Below are 13,785 nucleotides of genomic sequence, written 5' to 3'. Positions count from 1 at the left end.
CAGTTCGGTTAAAGTTTGAACTGCAAAGCTAGATTCACTGAGTTTATTTGGGTAACTTTGTATAGAAAAGTAACAGTAACTCCGAGGTAACCTAGTAACATATGGCGTGCCAACCCCCTCGCATCGACGAACACAAAAAGGAAATGCGGGCCGTTCAAGACTCAATGGACGTGCTCAGCGGCAAATGGAAGATTGCCATCATCTCTTCTATCTGCTACTACAACAAACGACGGTTCTCCGATATCTTGAACGACGTCGTGGGCATCTCCAACAAGATGCTGAGTAAGGAATTGAAAGAGTTGGAAGTCAACCAGCTAATCAAACGGACCGTGTTGGAAACCCAGCCTATAACAGTGCAGTATGAGCTTACCGCGCACGGCAAAACCTTGCAAACCATCATCAACAACTTGACAGAATGGGGAATAGCTCACCACCAAAAGATATTCGGCAAATAGCTTTTTGCCTTCTTCTCTAAGCATGGCCAGGCCGCACCAATTGGCCGGCCGTTACATACTGTTGCGTGTGGCTGGTAAACTAGGCAGAGCAGATGGGTTGTGGTGGGGGAAGCTCTGAGGGGGGCAAGCGCCAACGAGGTGGTAGGCGTAAGCAAGCACTGGATGTAGTATTTTCTCATCAACCAGTAGGTTATGTGGCCACCTGCTAGCTTGCAGGCCCAATTCTGTACCAGCGCCAACTCATGTTGAAAAAGCTATTACTCCTGATGGCCGCGGTGCTCGTGCTGCCGCTAACCGGAGCCCACCACGCATCTCCGTCCAGCCTGCCGCCGTTAGATGACTTGAAGATTGTGTTCTTTGGCTCGTCCGTGCCCTTCGGACAGGGCGCTGCCCAAAAATATGGCTACCCGAGCCGCTATAGTGCGCTGCTGACCCAGCGGGCGGCCACCAAGCAGGGCGCACCCTGGACGACGGCCAACATCTCGGTTCCGGGCGACAACACCGTGAAAGTGCTGGCGCGGTGGCACCGCGACTTGCTGCCACAGGGTGGGCGCTATGTGGTGTACGCCTTGGCGCTGGGCAATGAAGGGATCCATGGCGGTGGCCAAGCAAAGTTCGACCAGTTCAAGGCCAACATGCAGGTGCTTATCCAACAAGCGCGGGCACAAGGCTTGGTGCCGGTGGTCACGAACAGCTACACTCGCAACGACTACAACGCCGAGGACTACGCCTACATCCGGCAGATGAACCTGCTGCTGCACACCTGGGCCGTGCCCACCGTAAACCTGCTGGGGGCCGTAGACGACGGACAAGGGCATTGGGCCGAAGGCTATTACGACGACGCCCTGCACCCCAACGACCGGGGCCACGCCGAGCTAGCCTACGCCTGGGTGCCGTCGTTGTTTGATGCGGTGCGGGCGGGCAAGCCGCTGCCGCGCCGACAAACCACTTCAGGTGTTCAGTTACCCCGGCGAGCGAGCCAGGCGCTGCGCTTCGTGCCCGAGGCGCTGGTGCATCCGTTCACTCAGGTTATCAGCTTTCGCGCCACGGCCCCTGGCTGTCTGCTGACGTTGCAGGACAGTCTCGGAACGGGGCGCTTGGACATTGGAGCTGACGGGCAGTTAACGTATTCCTCGGCTCAAACTGGCCGCTTGGCCAGTGCCGGTAGCGTTCAGGACAACCGCTGGCACCAGGTAGTGCTGACTCATTATTTTGCGCGAGGCGAAACGTTCTTGTACCTCGACAGCCACTTAGTGGGGCGCCTGCGCGAGCAACTCCACCCGCGCCAAGTCACGCTTGGTGGTCGTGCTGCCCCGCCTCGCGTGCGGTACCGCAATTGGCTGTTCTATCGGGCGGGCATGAACGACGACGAGGTGAAGGCGTTAGCTGCTGATTCGCTGCTGAAGTCAAGCCTGGAGTTGTATGCGCCACTCGACGGCCGCCGGGGCACAACCGATTTGCTCGTCAACTTAGCCCAGAGCACAAACAGCATTGTGCGCGTGGAAGGGCGTTAACCCCGGTAAGTGCCAGATGCTTGAACTGTAGAGCAACCTTAGTTGTCTGTGGTTGGCAGTGCTCACGCGAAAGAACTCCGCATGTGCGTCATGACTTCTTGCAACCCTTGCGCGATGCTCGTTACCAAGGTAGCTAAAGGTGCTTCCTGAAACTCACCCTGCCACTCATCTAGTTCACTCACGTAGGGCATCAAATGCCAGACGTGCAAGTGAGCTAAACTTGGCTTGAGCGTGTGAGCTGCACTTTTCAACTGGGTTACACACCGCTCTCGTAGTCCCTGCTTAAGTGCTTGTAGCAGTTCCTCGCCGCTTTCAACAAAGGTTTCTAGCATAAGCGTTACGAAAGAAAGGTCTCCTTGGCCTACCTGTAATAGCTCGTCTATCTCATAAAGCGCACTCACGGAGGTAGGAGCTTTTACTGGCTCGATAGGGGGCGCAAGCGCCGCTATGCGAGGAGTAATCCACTCACTTACCACCTGCAACAATTCGGCTTCCTTGAATGGCTTGGTGAGATAAGCATTCATGCCAGCCGCCAAGCATTTTTCCCGCTCGCCTTTAATGGCATTAGCGGTGAGGGCGATGATAGGGGTATCGAGGTGCAGTTGTTGGCGCAGGGCGTCGGTAGCGGCGTAGCCGTCGAGCACTGGCATTTGAATGTCCATCAAAATAACATCGAATGGCTGCTCCTGAGCCAACGCCACGGCTTGCGCGCCGTGTTCGGCTTCGGTCACTTGCACGTGGGCGTGCTGCAAGAAAGTTTTGGCAATCTGCCGGTTGAAGTGGTTGTCTTCCACCAGTAGCACGTGCTTGTACCGTAGCTCTTGGTAGAGAGAGCTGTCGGCTGGCAGCAGTGCCTGGGGCAGCAAATCGGTGGCTGTGCCTACTGGCAAGCGCAGGGTGAACTGCACCTCAGTTCCGTGCTGCTTTTGGCTGGTTACTTGTAGCTCACTGTCCATGAGCTTGACCAGGTTGCGGCAGATTGATAAGCCCAAGCCCGTGCCGCCAAACTTGCGAGTCACGGACGCGTCCTCTTGGCTGAACTCTTGGAAGATGCGCGCCAGAAAAGCAGAATCGATGCCAACCCCCGTATCCGTCACTTGGAATCGTATTTCCGCAGTGCCCTCATCAGTACTGGTAACATCGCACGAAACCACTACCTGCCCTTTTTCTGTGAACTTGATGGCGTTGCCGGTCAGGTTCAAGAGCACTTGCACAATGCGGTGGGGGTCGCCTAGCAGCACGGCTGGCAGTTGCGAAGGGCTCTGCGTACGCAAGGTGAGACCTGCTTCGGCAGCTTTGTAGTGCAGCGTCTGTTCCACTTGCTGTAGCAGCTGCGCCGGGGAGAAGCCAACTTGCTCGAGCACCATTTTGCCGGCTTCCAGCTTCGAAAGGTCCAGAATGTCGTTGATGATAACCAGTAAGTTTTCCGCCGAAGTGCTGATTGCCTGCTGGTAGCTGTTCTGGGTGGGTGTGAGCGGCGTTTTGGCCAGCAACTGGCTCATACCCAAAATGGCGTTCATGGGCGTCCGAATTTCATGGCTCATATTGGCCAGGAAAATCTCGCGGGCCCGCACCGCTGATTCGGCCGCCAGCTTGGCGTGGCGCAAGGCTTGTTCGGTAACCACCCGGTCGGTGACATCCAACCCGTACCCTATAACCAGGTGCAAAGAGCCGTCGGGGTGGAACACTGGCTGCAAGCACCGGTACTGATGCCGAGTTCCTTCGGGGCGGAAGAAGGTTTCCTCATACGTTACCAGGCGGCGTTCGCGCACAGCTTGCTCCAGCCGAGCGTGCCGCTCCTCGGCCATGGCCAGCGGCCGCTTGTTGCGGGCGAAGTACGCAAAGTTGTCTTTGCCAATCACCCACTTACGCACAGCCGGATCTTTTATACCACTGGCATTGACATACAGATAACGGAACTGGTCGTCGAAGATGCCAACGTCACAGGGTAGCTGATCCAAGGCATACTCGTAGAACGTCTGCTGGTCGGTGAGCTGTTTTTCAGCCTGCCGACGCTCGGTGATATCGAGGCCTACGGCCACCACCGAACGCAAAGAGCCATCGGCGGCATACACGGGCCGATAGTGCTGCTGCGTATGCTGTGTCTTGCCGTCGGCGGTTGTGTGCGTTTCCTCCCACAAAACGGCGATACGCGTTTCTAGCGCCTGCTCGAAATAGCGTTGGCGTTGCTCGGCCTGCTGCGTAGGAAGCGGCTGATTTGGGGGACACGCAGCCTGATTCAGTTCACTCCCACACTCCCATAAGGCAGAAGCTGCAACACGACGAGCGTTGGTGAAGCGGCAACTGTGCTCGGCATCGAAAACGGCAAGCTCAATAGGTAGCTCCTGCAGGATGGCTTGGTAGAACTCCTGTTGCGCATCGTGCTGGCTTCCACTGTGGCGCTGCGCAGGTTGTGTGAGCGGTTGGAAATACTGCACGTGTCCCAAGGACCCATCCCCGAGCACCCAATAGTTCCACTCCATCATGTCACCGGCTGCCAGTGCTATTTCTTGCTGGTATCGACTTTGCGTGCCTGCTTGTAGGGCGTGCGCTTGCGAAAGGAACGCCGCCGAATCCTGGAACCGGTGCTGCAAAATTAACGCCGAATCTGCAGCCGGTTTGTCGGCTGTTGTTGTTTGAAGCCAATCGTGGCCGGAAGGATTGGCGGCTACAACACCACCTTCCTTGGTAGTAACAACCACGTGGCCCGGTAGGGCCTCCACCAAGCTAGTAAAGCGAGCCTCCTGAAACTGAGCCTGTGCTTGGGCTTCCAGTAGGGCTTGCTGTAGCGCAGCTAAACGTTCTTCGGCCCATACGCGCCACATCCGCTCGTCGGTGGGGCAAGAAGAAAGACAATCGCCAGTAAGAGATGACGCGACAGCGACAGCCATGCAACTAATAAGTATAAAGTGTATAGTTCACAAATATAAGCAAAGTGATATTGGTAATTAACAATAACATAATGTGTTGAACATCAAACTATTGAGTCATAATCAGTATGATTAATCTAATAAAAAATTTATAAAACACAGGTATGTCATGCTTGTTAAAGAACAATTAAGAAGTAAGTAGTTGGAAAGACTTGTAGCTGACTTCCTGATTGGTAGATATCGACATAGCAGGTAGTGGACCAGCCATAATCTGCTATTTAATTGCCTAGACGTATGCCTCCGTAGCACTGCCGGAACCTGCGTTTATGCTGCTAGGGTAGCGTTCTGTATGGTAAAGACGTTACTCACTTCAACTACCTGTTCCTAACAGATGATGCCATTGGCCTGCTTGGCTAGCCGCTGTAACGCCTGCAACTAACTTTTTGCGTCCTAGTCTTTGTGTTGCCTGAATGCTTGAACGGAAAGCGGGACTCGCTTGCTATCATCGTCTTAAACAAACAATCGTTTCACCTGCACAGTTACTCCTACGCTACCAGCCGCCTCACCATGTCCCAGAGCTCCTTTTTCTTTCACTCCTTGAATAGAGGTATAGGAGCCGAAGACGTCTACCACACGCATCCGGCTTGTCAGATTGCGCAGACCATTCCGTTGGCCCTACGCATACCGGGCAACCCTCACCAGTGGCCGGAGTGCTCGTGTTGCGCAGTGCATCATAACCACCAATCTACGTCCCGTCCGGCGCACACGCTTCGAGTCGCCTCGCCACCTGAGCCGGCGTGAACTGTCTGGCAGCGCGCCAGGTCCGGTTGACAGAATGTAGGTTGGTCTAGACTAGCTCCTTCAACTGTAAGGGTAGTGGATTGCCACTCAAACGCGCACTGAACCTAAAACGAGGGTCCTCGAAGCTAACTGCCTACCTCTGCTGCAGTTCAGCCGCCGAGCGTGCGGTACAAGTCGATGAACAGTAGAAATTGCTCGCGCCGGGTGCCGTTGAGGTTGAGTTACGCTTCGCCACACTGGCCGAACCATCTTTCTTCTATGCGAAAAGAGGCTAGGTCGTATTCCTAATATGTCTGATGTTCGGTTGCTTTCTCAACGAGCAAGGCTCCAATAAGCCAGGGCTTTTCTTGTCTGGATGCCACACGGTGTTGGCGCCTGTAGGTAACAACCGGCGAGAACTGTAGCGCCTGTTAAAGCCCCAGCCCGTCACGTACCAAGTACCTGTTCCGGGACTAGGGGAGATGCCCAGTTCACCTGTGTACCCCACTTCTGAAGTGGTCTTCTCAACAAACAAATCAGGCCTTCTAAACAAAGTCAGCCATTGCCGCACCCTCGACCTTTGTCTCAACGAAACCACTTAACTACTTGGTCATGAGACAAGCTATTCTTCCAGGAGCGCGCCAGCAGGCACTCGGCACCGGCTTCAACGCCACCACTACCGCCACCGACGTCATCAGCGGCATCGACCTGACTGGCAAAATTGCCATTGTAACCGGGGGCAACGCGGGCATCGGGCTGGAAACCACCCGGGTGCTGGCTGCCGCCGGCGCCACGGTCATTGTGCCGGCCCGCGACACAGAAAAGGCCAAGCACAACCTGCAAGGCATTGCCAATGTGGAGCTAGACACGATGGACTTGCTGGACCCCCGTTCGATTGATGCCTTTGCCGAACGATTTCTGGCTTCCGGCCGGCCTCTGCACATGCTGATCAACAACGCCGGCATTATGTGGGTACCCTTGCGCCGCGACCACCGCGGCATCGAGTCGCAGTTGGCCACCAACTACTTGGGGCAGTTCCAATTGGTGGCGCGCCTGTGGCCGGCCCTCAAACAAGCGCAGGGCGCGCGGGTCGTCAACGTGTCGTCGTTTGGGCATCAGATGGCGCCTTTCCACTTCGAGGACCCCAACTTTCAGCACCGCGAATACCACACGCTGCAAGGCTACGGGCAATCCAAGACCGCCAGCAACCTGTTCACCGTGGCGCTGGACCAGCGTGGCCAGGCCGTCAACGTCCGCGCCTACGCCGTACACCCCGGCTCCATCAACGGCACCGAGCTGGGGCGCGAAGCACCCCTCGAGTTGTTCCAGCAAATGGGGTTTTGTGATGCCCAGGGCAACATCCTGCCCGAAGTGGCAGCCACGCTGAAAACCATCCCCCAAGGCGCGGCCACAACGGTGTGGTGTGCTACCAGCCCCTTGCTGAACACCCTTGGCGGAGTGTACTGCGAAGATGCCGATGTAGCCGAACTAGACGAGGGACAAATCGAGCACCGCCCCGACGACCCGTCTACGGCCCGAGGGGTGCAGCCTTATTCGCTGGACGAGGCCAATGCCCAGCGGCTATGGACGCTGAGCGAGGAACTCACGGGTATTTCCTTTCCTGCCAGCTAAGGCGGTATTGCATGACGCATGACTGCGCTTCGGTGATTTTCCGCGTCCTCCGCGGCCATTTCTGCTCTTGTGCGTCGGTGTATGGCGCTAGCAAAGCAGCCGCTACCGTAGTGGTGAAATAGGGGCTTTCTAGCTTGCGACGCGTAAAAGCAGAAGGCACATGGTAGGCCCCGGCATGGCTAGCCACCACCATTATGCGCCAAATCAACTGGAATCAAAACCTAGAAACGCCGCGGTTAAGCAGCATACTGTTGGCAAGCACAGACCAGCCGGAAGGACAGTGAAGCGTGTTGCCTTTTTGCTCAACGAAGACGCAACTTTAGTACAGGTGTCGCACTGCTGATTAACGGTAGTCAATCAAGATAGTGTTTAAATTGGCCGGAGCCTGGCTTGGCTGCAAACGCCCTACGTGCCCGGAGCAGGGCGGTAGTTCTCCGGCCGCAATCGAATTGCAAGCTGCTGGTGCATTGGTTCGCCCGCTGCTTGGTAATCCGCCGAAACTCAACCCGGTGACACTGCACCATGAAACACGAATCAACTTACCTGACCCCGGAAATCAAGCTCTCTTGCTATGAAGACCACTTCTTTAAATCAGATGTGGTATTCGAACACCACATGCTCATCTGGTTTATCTCCGGGCGTACCAAGATTGTGCAGGCCGAAGGTGTGCACCACTTCCAAACCGGCGACATTTTCCTGATTCCGCGAAATCAGCCGGCCACTATTCTCAATTACCCCAAAGACGGCTTGCCCCACAAAACCGTGGTTATGACCCTGACCACCGACAGGTTACGCAATTTTTACAGTCGCTTGGCCGTGAAAGCAGGTAGTGGGCCCGTCGCCAAAATCCGCAGCTTTCGGCGGCATCCGCTCCTGGAAAGTTGCCTGGCTTCGCTGGTGCCCTACTTTGCGGTGGAAGGGCCTTTCCCGCCGGAACTAGCTGCCCTGAAGATTACGGAGGCCATCAGCATCTTGCGTACCCTGGAGCCGGATCTGGACAGCCTGCTCGCCAATTTTGATGATCCTCATAAAGTTGACCTTATCAGCTTCATGGAAAAGAATTACATGTTCAACATGCCAGCCGAAACCTTCGGCCAGCTCACCGGCCGCAGCCTGACCACGTTTAAGCGGGACTTTAAAAAAGCATTCGACACCACCCCGCAACGCTGGCTCACGCACAAGCGGTTGGAGTTGGCGCACTACCAGCTAACTGAGCAACGCAAGAAACCAACGGACGTGTGCTACGAAACGGGCTTTGAAAACCTTTCGCATTTTTCGCACGCCTTCAAAAAGCAGTTCGGCTATTCTCCCTCACAACTGGCAGCATCCTGAGGATTTCCTCACGGAAACGCAGGCACTTCGGGTTGGGTCGGTCAGTTAACTCGGCTATACAGCCTTGCCTGTTCTGCTGTCGGGCCTTTGGTAGAAAGCAGAACCATTACGCTTAGTTTAGGTGCGCTCGAAAACGACAAGGCGCTTAGGCTGGCGGCATGAAGTAACAGCATAAAGCAAACGCACTTTATATAACACTTACCGCATGTACGTTAAAAAGAATTATAGCCTCACGGAAACAGCTTTCTTTAACTCAGGCAAGCACTTGGCTTGGCTTGTGCCCTATACGCTGCTTATTGCGGTGCTCTACCGGTACACCGCGTTGCACCAGTTCAGTATTCCTTGGCTGCCACTTTCCTTGATTGGCACGGCCGTCACGTTTTACGTGGGCTTCAAAAACAACCAAGCATATGACCGCCTCTGGGAAGCCCGAACCGTGTGGGGCGGTATCGTGAATAGTTCGCGCACCTGGGGCTCCAACGTCAACGCGTTTGTGGTATCGGCGGCAGAAGGCACCACCCCTGCAGAAGCACTAACCGAGGCCAAACGGGTGATAATCTACCGGCAAATTGCGTGGCTCTACCTGCTACGGCGGCAACTGCTGGAACCCACCACGTGGGAGCACGTCAGCCAGCCTGGTTTTTACGGGCAGGATGCCCAGCAAAAGCTGCAAAAAATTGGGCTGGGGCTGTTTGGGGAAGACATCACCAACAACCGGGTGCAACGGTATCTGTCGCCGGCAGAGCAGGAAGCGCTGCCCACCTATAAGAATGCGGCCGCTCAGCTCATCGACAAACAGTCCCAACACCTGGCGCGCCTACGCAAAGCCGGCCACCTCGGCGACGTCGAGCACATTGCTTTGCAGAGTATTCTCAACGATTTCTATGAGCACCAGGGCAAAGCCGAGCGGATCAAAAAAACGCCCTTTCCGCGTCAGTTTGCCAGCGTTGGCTTTATGATGGTTTGCATCTTCATTGCTATGCTCCCGTTTGGGTTTTTCTCGGAATTCATCAAAATGGGCGACAATGGCATCTGGGTGGCCGTGCCCTTTGTAGTGCTGATTAGCTGGGTGTACGTGGTGATGGAGCTGGTTGGCGACTACTCGGAAAACCCGTTCGAAGGACTCTCCAACGACGTGCCCATGCTGGCCTTGAGCCGCAGTATCGAAATCGACTTGCTGCAGCAGCTAGGCGAAACGGACCTGCCTAGCCCCATTCAACCCGTTAAGCACGTGCTATTGTAAGCAGGTTGCGCAGCTTTCAGCTTCCAGTACGGCTACGTTCGTACTGGAGCTTGGCCGTGTTCAACGGGTTAGCTGACAGCGGCCAGATGATAGGAAACCAAGTCGTCGATGGGCGCGCGGATGATTTTGCCGACTGCCATGCCGTGCGCAGTGGCTACCTGGGTTAGTGCATCGCGGAAGCTATACCCCACCGACCCCACGCAGTTGAAGGTATAGGCCTGGTAAGCGGGATACTGAGTGATGATATTTCGGAAAAACAGGTCGAATGCTTCCGCTACCAGTTGCTGGCAATAGGTTGCGCTGCTGTGGTCGTAGGCGAACTTGGCGAAGCTGGCCACGAAGCGGTTCGGAAAAGGGTGGTTATAGAGCCGATCCATAATTGCCTCGCGCTCCATGTTGTACGTCGTACGAAATTCCCCTTCCAGGCGGGCGGGCATCTGCCCGCGCAAGTAGTCGCGCAGCAACGCTTTGCCAAGGAAAGCGCCGCTGCCTTCGTCGCCCAAAAAATAGCCCAGCGAGTCTACGTTGTGCGTAATGCGCGCTCCATCGTACACGCACGAGTTGGTGCCCGTGCCTAGAATAGCCGCAAACCCCGGCTCTTGTCCCAACAAGGCCCGCGCTGCCGCTAGCAAGTCGTGGCCCACAAACACGCGGGCTTGCGTGAACACCGCCTGCATAGCATTCACCACCGTCGCGACTTGTAGCGCCGACACCACGCTAGCACCGTAGTAGTGCACTTCCGTTATGGCAGCCGTGGCCAGGGTTGTGGGTAAGTTTTGCTGCAACGAGGCGATAATACCCAGCGTGTCAATGAATTCTGGGTTGTAGCCTTCCGTGTGGAAGAAGGAGCGAGACGTGTGAGCTTCCACTACGCACCATGTGGTCTTGGTAGAGCCGCCATCAGCTATCAGAATCATAGAACAACGGTAAGATAAAGGGGATGGACGCCACCTGGGCGGGCTTAACGAAGTAGCTGCTTTCCTAGCTCCTAACTCTAGACTAGCAGTTGAGCGCTTACAGTGGTGAGACAAATAAAAAGAATTTATTTTCGTTTTGTTATGAAACGAACATTTTTAATGTCAATATTTGCAAACACAGCTGCTCACCACTTCTCGTGATAGGAGTAGCTAGTGCAAACCCTTGGCCGATACCTCACGTGTAGCGGTGCAAAAGCTCCTACCAGCAGATGGGGTCAGTGAACCCAGCCCCGGAAGCTTAGCCTTGTTACACATAGGGCAGTACCACCCTTTTGTCTTACCTCCCAACCACTGGCCCTATGCGCTCCTCCAACTACGACAAGTTTCCCTTCGTGCTGGTAGCGGCAGAGGCTGATGCTTGCCAAATCGGGTGGCCTGCCATTGTGGGAGCGTTGCAAAAAGCGCTGCAAGCAGCACCGACTGTCCCCACCCACCCACTGGTACTAGCCGTGGAATGCTACCCCGGCACCAACCTAAAGCAGCTACAGCAAGAACTAACGCAAGCCTTGCAGCCAGCCCTGTGCCTAGTAGCCGACGACTTGTACCAGCTTCCTGCTGAAATTGACGCGCTAGTGGCCGGCCCGCTCACCGACGACCCCGTGTTTGGCCGGCTCAACGGGCTGACCGTTGCCGATTTTTTCAACCCGCAGCAACTCCAACAAGCGCAAGAAACACTGGCTGTGGCTGCGGGTAAGTTGGTGGTGATAGTGGGCACCGGGGCCACCTTAGTGCATCCAACTCCTGCCGTGGTAGTGTACGCCGACTTGGCTCGTTGGGAAATCCAGCTGCGGCAGCGGCGCAACGAAATTGCCAACTTAGGCAGTACCAACTTCGGTGAGAAGGCCAGCCTGAAGTACAAGCGCGCTTTTTTTGTGGATTGGCGAGCCGCCGACCGCTTGAAAAAGCAGGTGCTGCCCCGCGCCGACTTCCTGCTCGATACCAACGGCCCTGCTGCCCCCAAACTTGTCCGCGGGGCCGACCTGCGGGCCGGGCTGGCGGCGGCCGTGCGGCGCCCGTTCCGGGTGGTGCCCTTTTTCGACCCCGGCCCCTGGGGTGGGCAATGGCTGCGCGAAGTCTGTGACTTGCCCGAGGGCCCAGCGAACTACGCCTGGGGCTTCGACTGCGTGCCCGAAGAAAACTCGCTGCTACTGGGTTTTGGCGAGGCACGCGTGGAAATTCCGAGCATCAACTTGGTTTTTGCGCATCCTCGCGAGTTACTAGGGGAGGCGGTGCACGGGCGGTTCGGGACCGAGTTTCCTATCCGTTTCGACTTTCTTGATACCATGGGCGGCGGCAACCTTTCGCTGCAAGTGCACCCACTCACCGAGTACGCGCAAGACAAGTTTGGCCTGGCTTACACGCAAGACGAGAGCTACTACATGCTGGACGCCAAACCAGACGCGGTGGTGTATCTGGGCCTGAAGGAAAAAGTGGATTTCCCGACTATGCTGGAGGAGTTACAGCGCGCTCAGCAAGACAATGCCGTTCCTTTTCCTGCGGCCAAGTACGTCAACGAGTTTCCGGCGCGCCCACACGACCACTTTCTGATTCCGGCCGGTACCATTCACTGCTCGGGGGCCAATGCCATGGTGCTGGAAATTTCAGCTACCCCTTACATTTTCACCTTCAAGCTCTGGGATTGGGCGCGTCTTGGGCTCGACGGCCGGCCCCGGCCCATCCACCTCGAGCACGGCGCGGCCAACATCGTGCCCGACCGCACCACCGCTTGGGTAACGCAGCACCTCGTCAACCAAGTGGAACCCGTGGGCAGTGGCCCCGGCTGGCGCGAAGAGCGCACGGGGTTACACGAGCGGGAATTTATCGAGACGCGCCGCCACTGGTTTACGGACGTGGTGCCGCATCATACGCACGGCGGCGTGCAGGTGCTCAACCTGGTGCAGGGCACGGAAGCCCTCGTTGAAAGCCCAAACGGTGCTTTCGAGCCTTTTGTGGTGCATTATGCGGAAACGTTTATTGTGCCGGCGGCGGTAGGCGCCTACACCATTCGGCCCCACGGTTCGGCGGTCGGTACGGAGTGCGCCACTATGAAAGCGTACGTGCGCACCTAGTCGTAGAACAGCCAGGCCACAGGTAGGTGGCTAACTTCACTTGGAAAGCCACTTGTAAACCCGCTCAACCCAATGTCTGATTTCCTAACTCCCGACAACGCCGCGGCGGTCCGCGCCCAAACCATTGTGGAAAAGCTGTTGCACACCGGCACTGTGGCTGTTGAGGAACTGGCCACGTTGTTTGGCGTATCGGTGGTGACTGTGCGGCGCGACTTAATGGAGCTAGAGCAGCAGGGCCGCTTACGGCGCACGCACGGCGGCGCCGTACCCCGCGAACCGCTACTCTACGAGCCCTTTCGGTATAATTCCAGTTTTCACGACCAGATAGACCGCAACCTAGCCGAGAAGCGCCGCATCGGGCTGGCCGCCGCGGCGCTCATCCAATCCGGCGAAACCATATCCCTCACGGCCGGCACCACCACCACGCAAGTCACGCGTAGCCTCCGCTCGGAAGCCAACGTGACGGTTGTCACCAACACCGTGAACGTGGCCATGGAACTAAGCCACCGCCACGATGTGCGCGTGTTCGTGACGGGGGGCTTTCTGACGGGCGGCTGGTTTTCGCTGGTAGGGCCCGCCACCACGCAGGCGCTCAGCCAGTTCTTTGTAGATAAGGTCTTTATCGGCGTCAATGGCATCGACGCCCAGAAGGGCCTGACCTCCCTGCACCCCGAGGAAGCCGCTGTAATTCAAGTGATGATACGCCAGGCCAAGCGCCGCATTGTAGTGGCCGACTATACCAAGCTCGGCACAGTTGCTACCTCGCTTATCTGCCCCACCACCGAAGTGCATCAGCTCATCACCGACACCGGCGCCACCGAAGAGCAAGTAGCTCCCTTTCGCCAGCTCGGAATAGACGTGTTGCTGGTGTGATACCTGGCGGCGCGAATCCCCAATTGCTTGGCTTGCCTCC

At 56.5% G+C, this 13,785-nt stretch carries 9 protein-coding genes; 7 read left to right on the top strand and 2 right to left on the bottom strand.

Annotation, left to right across the window (positions count from 1 at the left end):
- The first annotated feature begins 101 nt into the window (after positions 1-101).
- Positions 102-455, top strand: a complete 354-nt coding sequence (locus MTX78_RS24285) for a winged helix-turn-helix transcriptional regulator (RefSeq protein ID WP_243803284.1) — start codon at positions 102-104, stop codon at positions 453-455.
- 242 nt (positions 456-697) lie between these two features.
- A complete protein-coding gene (locus MTX78_RS24280; protein WP_243803282.1) occupies positions 698-1,969 on the top strand; it encodes an SGNH/GDSL hydrolase family protein in 1,272 nt (423 codons plus the stop codon).
- Between the two features lie 62 nt (positions 1,970-2,031).
- On the opposite strand, the gene MTX78_RS24275 is transcribed toward MTX78_RS24280, so the two are convergent.
- On the bottom strand, positions 2,032-4,860 hold the full coding sequence (locus MTX78_RS24275; protein WP_243803280.1) for a hybrid sensor histidine kinase/response regulator: 2,829 nt from the start codon (positions 4,858-4,860) through the stop codon (positions 2,032-2,034).
- 1,371 nt (positions 4,861-6,231) lie between these two features.
- Here MTX78_RS24275 and MTX78_RS24270 point away from each other — a divergent pair.
- The 3 genes from MTX78_RS24270 (at position 6,232) to MTX78_RS24260 (ending at position 9,826) form a co-directional block, all read left to right on the top strand.
- The gene (locus MTX78_RS24270; RefSeq protein ID WP_243803278.1) at positions 6,232-7,251 is read left to right on the top strand and encodes an SDR family NAD(P)-dependent oxidoreductase; all 1,020 of its coding nucleotides are present in this window, start codon (positions 6,232-6,234) and stop codon (positions 7,249-7,251) included.
- A gap of 522 nt (positions 7,252-7,773) precedes the next feature.
- On the top strand, positions 7,774-8,583 hold the full coding sequence (locus MTX78_RS24265) for a helix-turn-helix domain-containing protein (RefSeq protein WP_243803276.1): 810 nt from the start codon (positions 7,774-7,776) through the stop codon (positions 8,581-8,583).
- A gap of 205 nt (positions 8,584-8,788) precedes the next feature.
- Positions 8,789-9,826: a bestrophin family protein gene (locus MTX78_RS24260; RefSeq protein ID WP_243803274.1), complete on the top strand. Its 1,038-nt coding sequence runs from the start codon at positions 8,789-8,791 to the stop codon at positions 9,824-9,826.
- A 68-nt stretch (positions 9,827-9,894) separates the two neighbouring features.
- On the opposite strand, the gene MTX78_RS24255 is transcribed toward MTX78_RS24260, so the two are convergent.
- Complete coding sequence (locus tag MTX78_RS24255; RefSeq protein WP_243803272.1) at positions 9,895-10,743, bottom strand: N-acetylglucosamine kinase; 849 nt, start codon at positions 10,741-10,743, stop codon at positions 9,895-9,897.
- Between the two features lie 359 nt (positions 10,744-11,102).
- Here MTX78_RS24255 and MTX78_RS24250 point away from each other — a divergent pair, with 359 nt between their 5' ends.
- The gene (locus MTX78_RS24250) at positions 11,103-12,872 is read left to right on the top strand and encodes a class I mannose-6-phosphate isomerase (RefSeq protein ID WP_243803271.1); all 1,770 of its coding nucleotides are present in this window, start codon (positions 11,103-11,105) and stop codon (positions 12,870-12,872) included.
- A 72-nt stretch (positions 12,873-12,944) separates the two neighbouring features.
- Positions 12,945-13,745, top strand: a complete 801-nt coding sequence (locus MTX78_RS24245) for a DeoR/GlpR family DNA-binding transcription regulator (protein ID WP_243803408.1) — start codon at positions 12,945-12,947, stop codon at positions 13,743-13,745.
- The last annotated feature ends 40 nt before the right edge of the window (positions 13,746-13,785 follow it).

Origin of the sequence: Hymenobacter tibetensis, assembly GCF_022827545.1 — a bacterium.
GTDB classification, from domain to species: Bacteria; Bacteroidota; Bacteroidia; order Cytophagales; family Hymenobacteraceae; genus Hymenobacter; species Hymenobacter tibetensis.
Note: the sequence above shows the minus strand (reverse complement) of the source record. Positions and strands in the feature narration are given on the sequence as shown.

Bases quoted from the DNA above. Each gene is read 5' to 3' on its own strand.
- MTX78_RS24275 (WP_243803280.1), bottom strand. From the start codon at position 4,860: ATGGCTGTCGCTGTCGCGTCATCTCTTACTGGCGATTGTCTTTCTTCT.
- MTX78_RS24270 (WP_243803278.1), top strand. From the start codon at position 6,232: ATGAGACAAGCTATTCTTCCAGGAGCGCGCCAGCAGGCACTCGGCACC.
- MTX78_RS24280 (WP_243803282.1), top strand. From the start codon at position 698: ATGTTGAAAAAGCTATTACTCCTGATGGCCGCGGTGCTCGTGCTGCCG.
- MTX78_RS24245 (WP_243803408.1), top strand. From the start codon at position 12,945: ATGTCTGATTTCCTAACTCCCGACAACGCCGCGGCGGTCCGCGCCCAA.
- MTX78_RS24255 (WP_243803272.1), bottom strand. From the start codon at position 10,743: ATGATTCTGATAGCTGATGGCGGCTCTACCAAGACCACATGGTGCGTA.
- MTX78_RS24260 (WP_243803274.1), top strand. From the start codon at position 8,789: ATGTACGTTAAAAAGAATTATAGCCTCACGGAAACAGCTTTCTTTAAC.
- MTX78_RS24250 (WP_243803271.1), top strand. From the start codon at position 11,103: ATGCGCTCCTCCAACTACGACAAGTTTCCCTTCGTGCTGGTAGCGGCA.
- MTX78_RS24285 (WP_243803284.1), top strand. From the start codon at position 102: ATGGCGTGCCAACCCCCTCGCATCGACGAACACAAAAAGGAAATGCGG.
- MTX78_RS24265 (WP_243803276.1), top strand. From the start codon at position 7,774: ATGAAACACGAATCAACTTACCTGACCCCGGAAATCAAGCTCTCTTGC.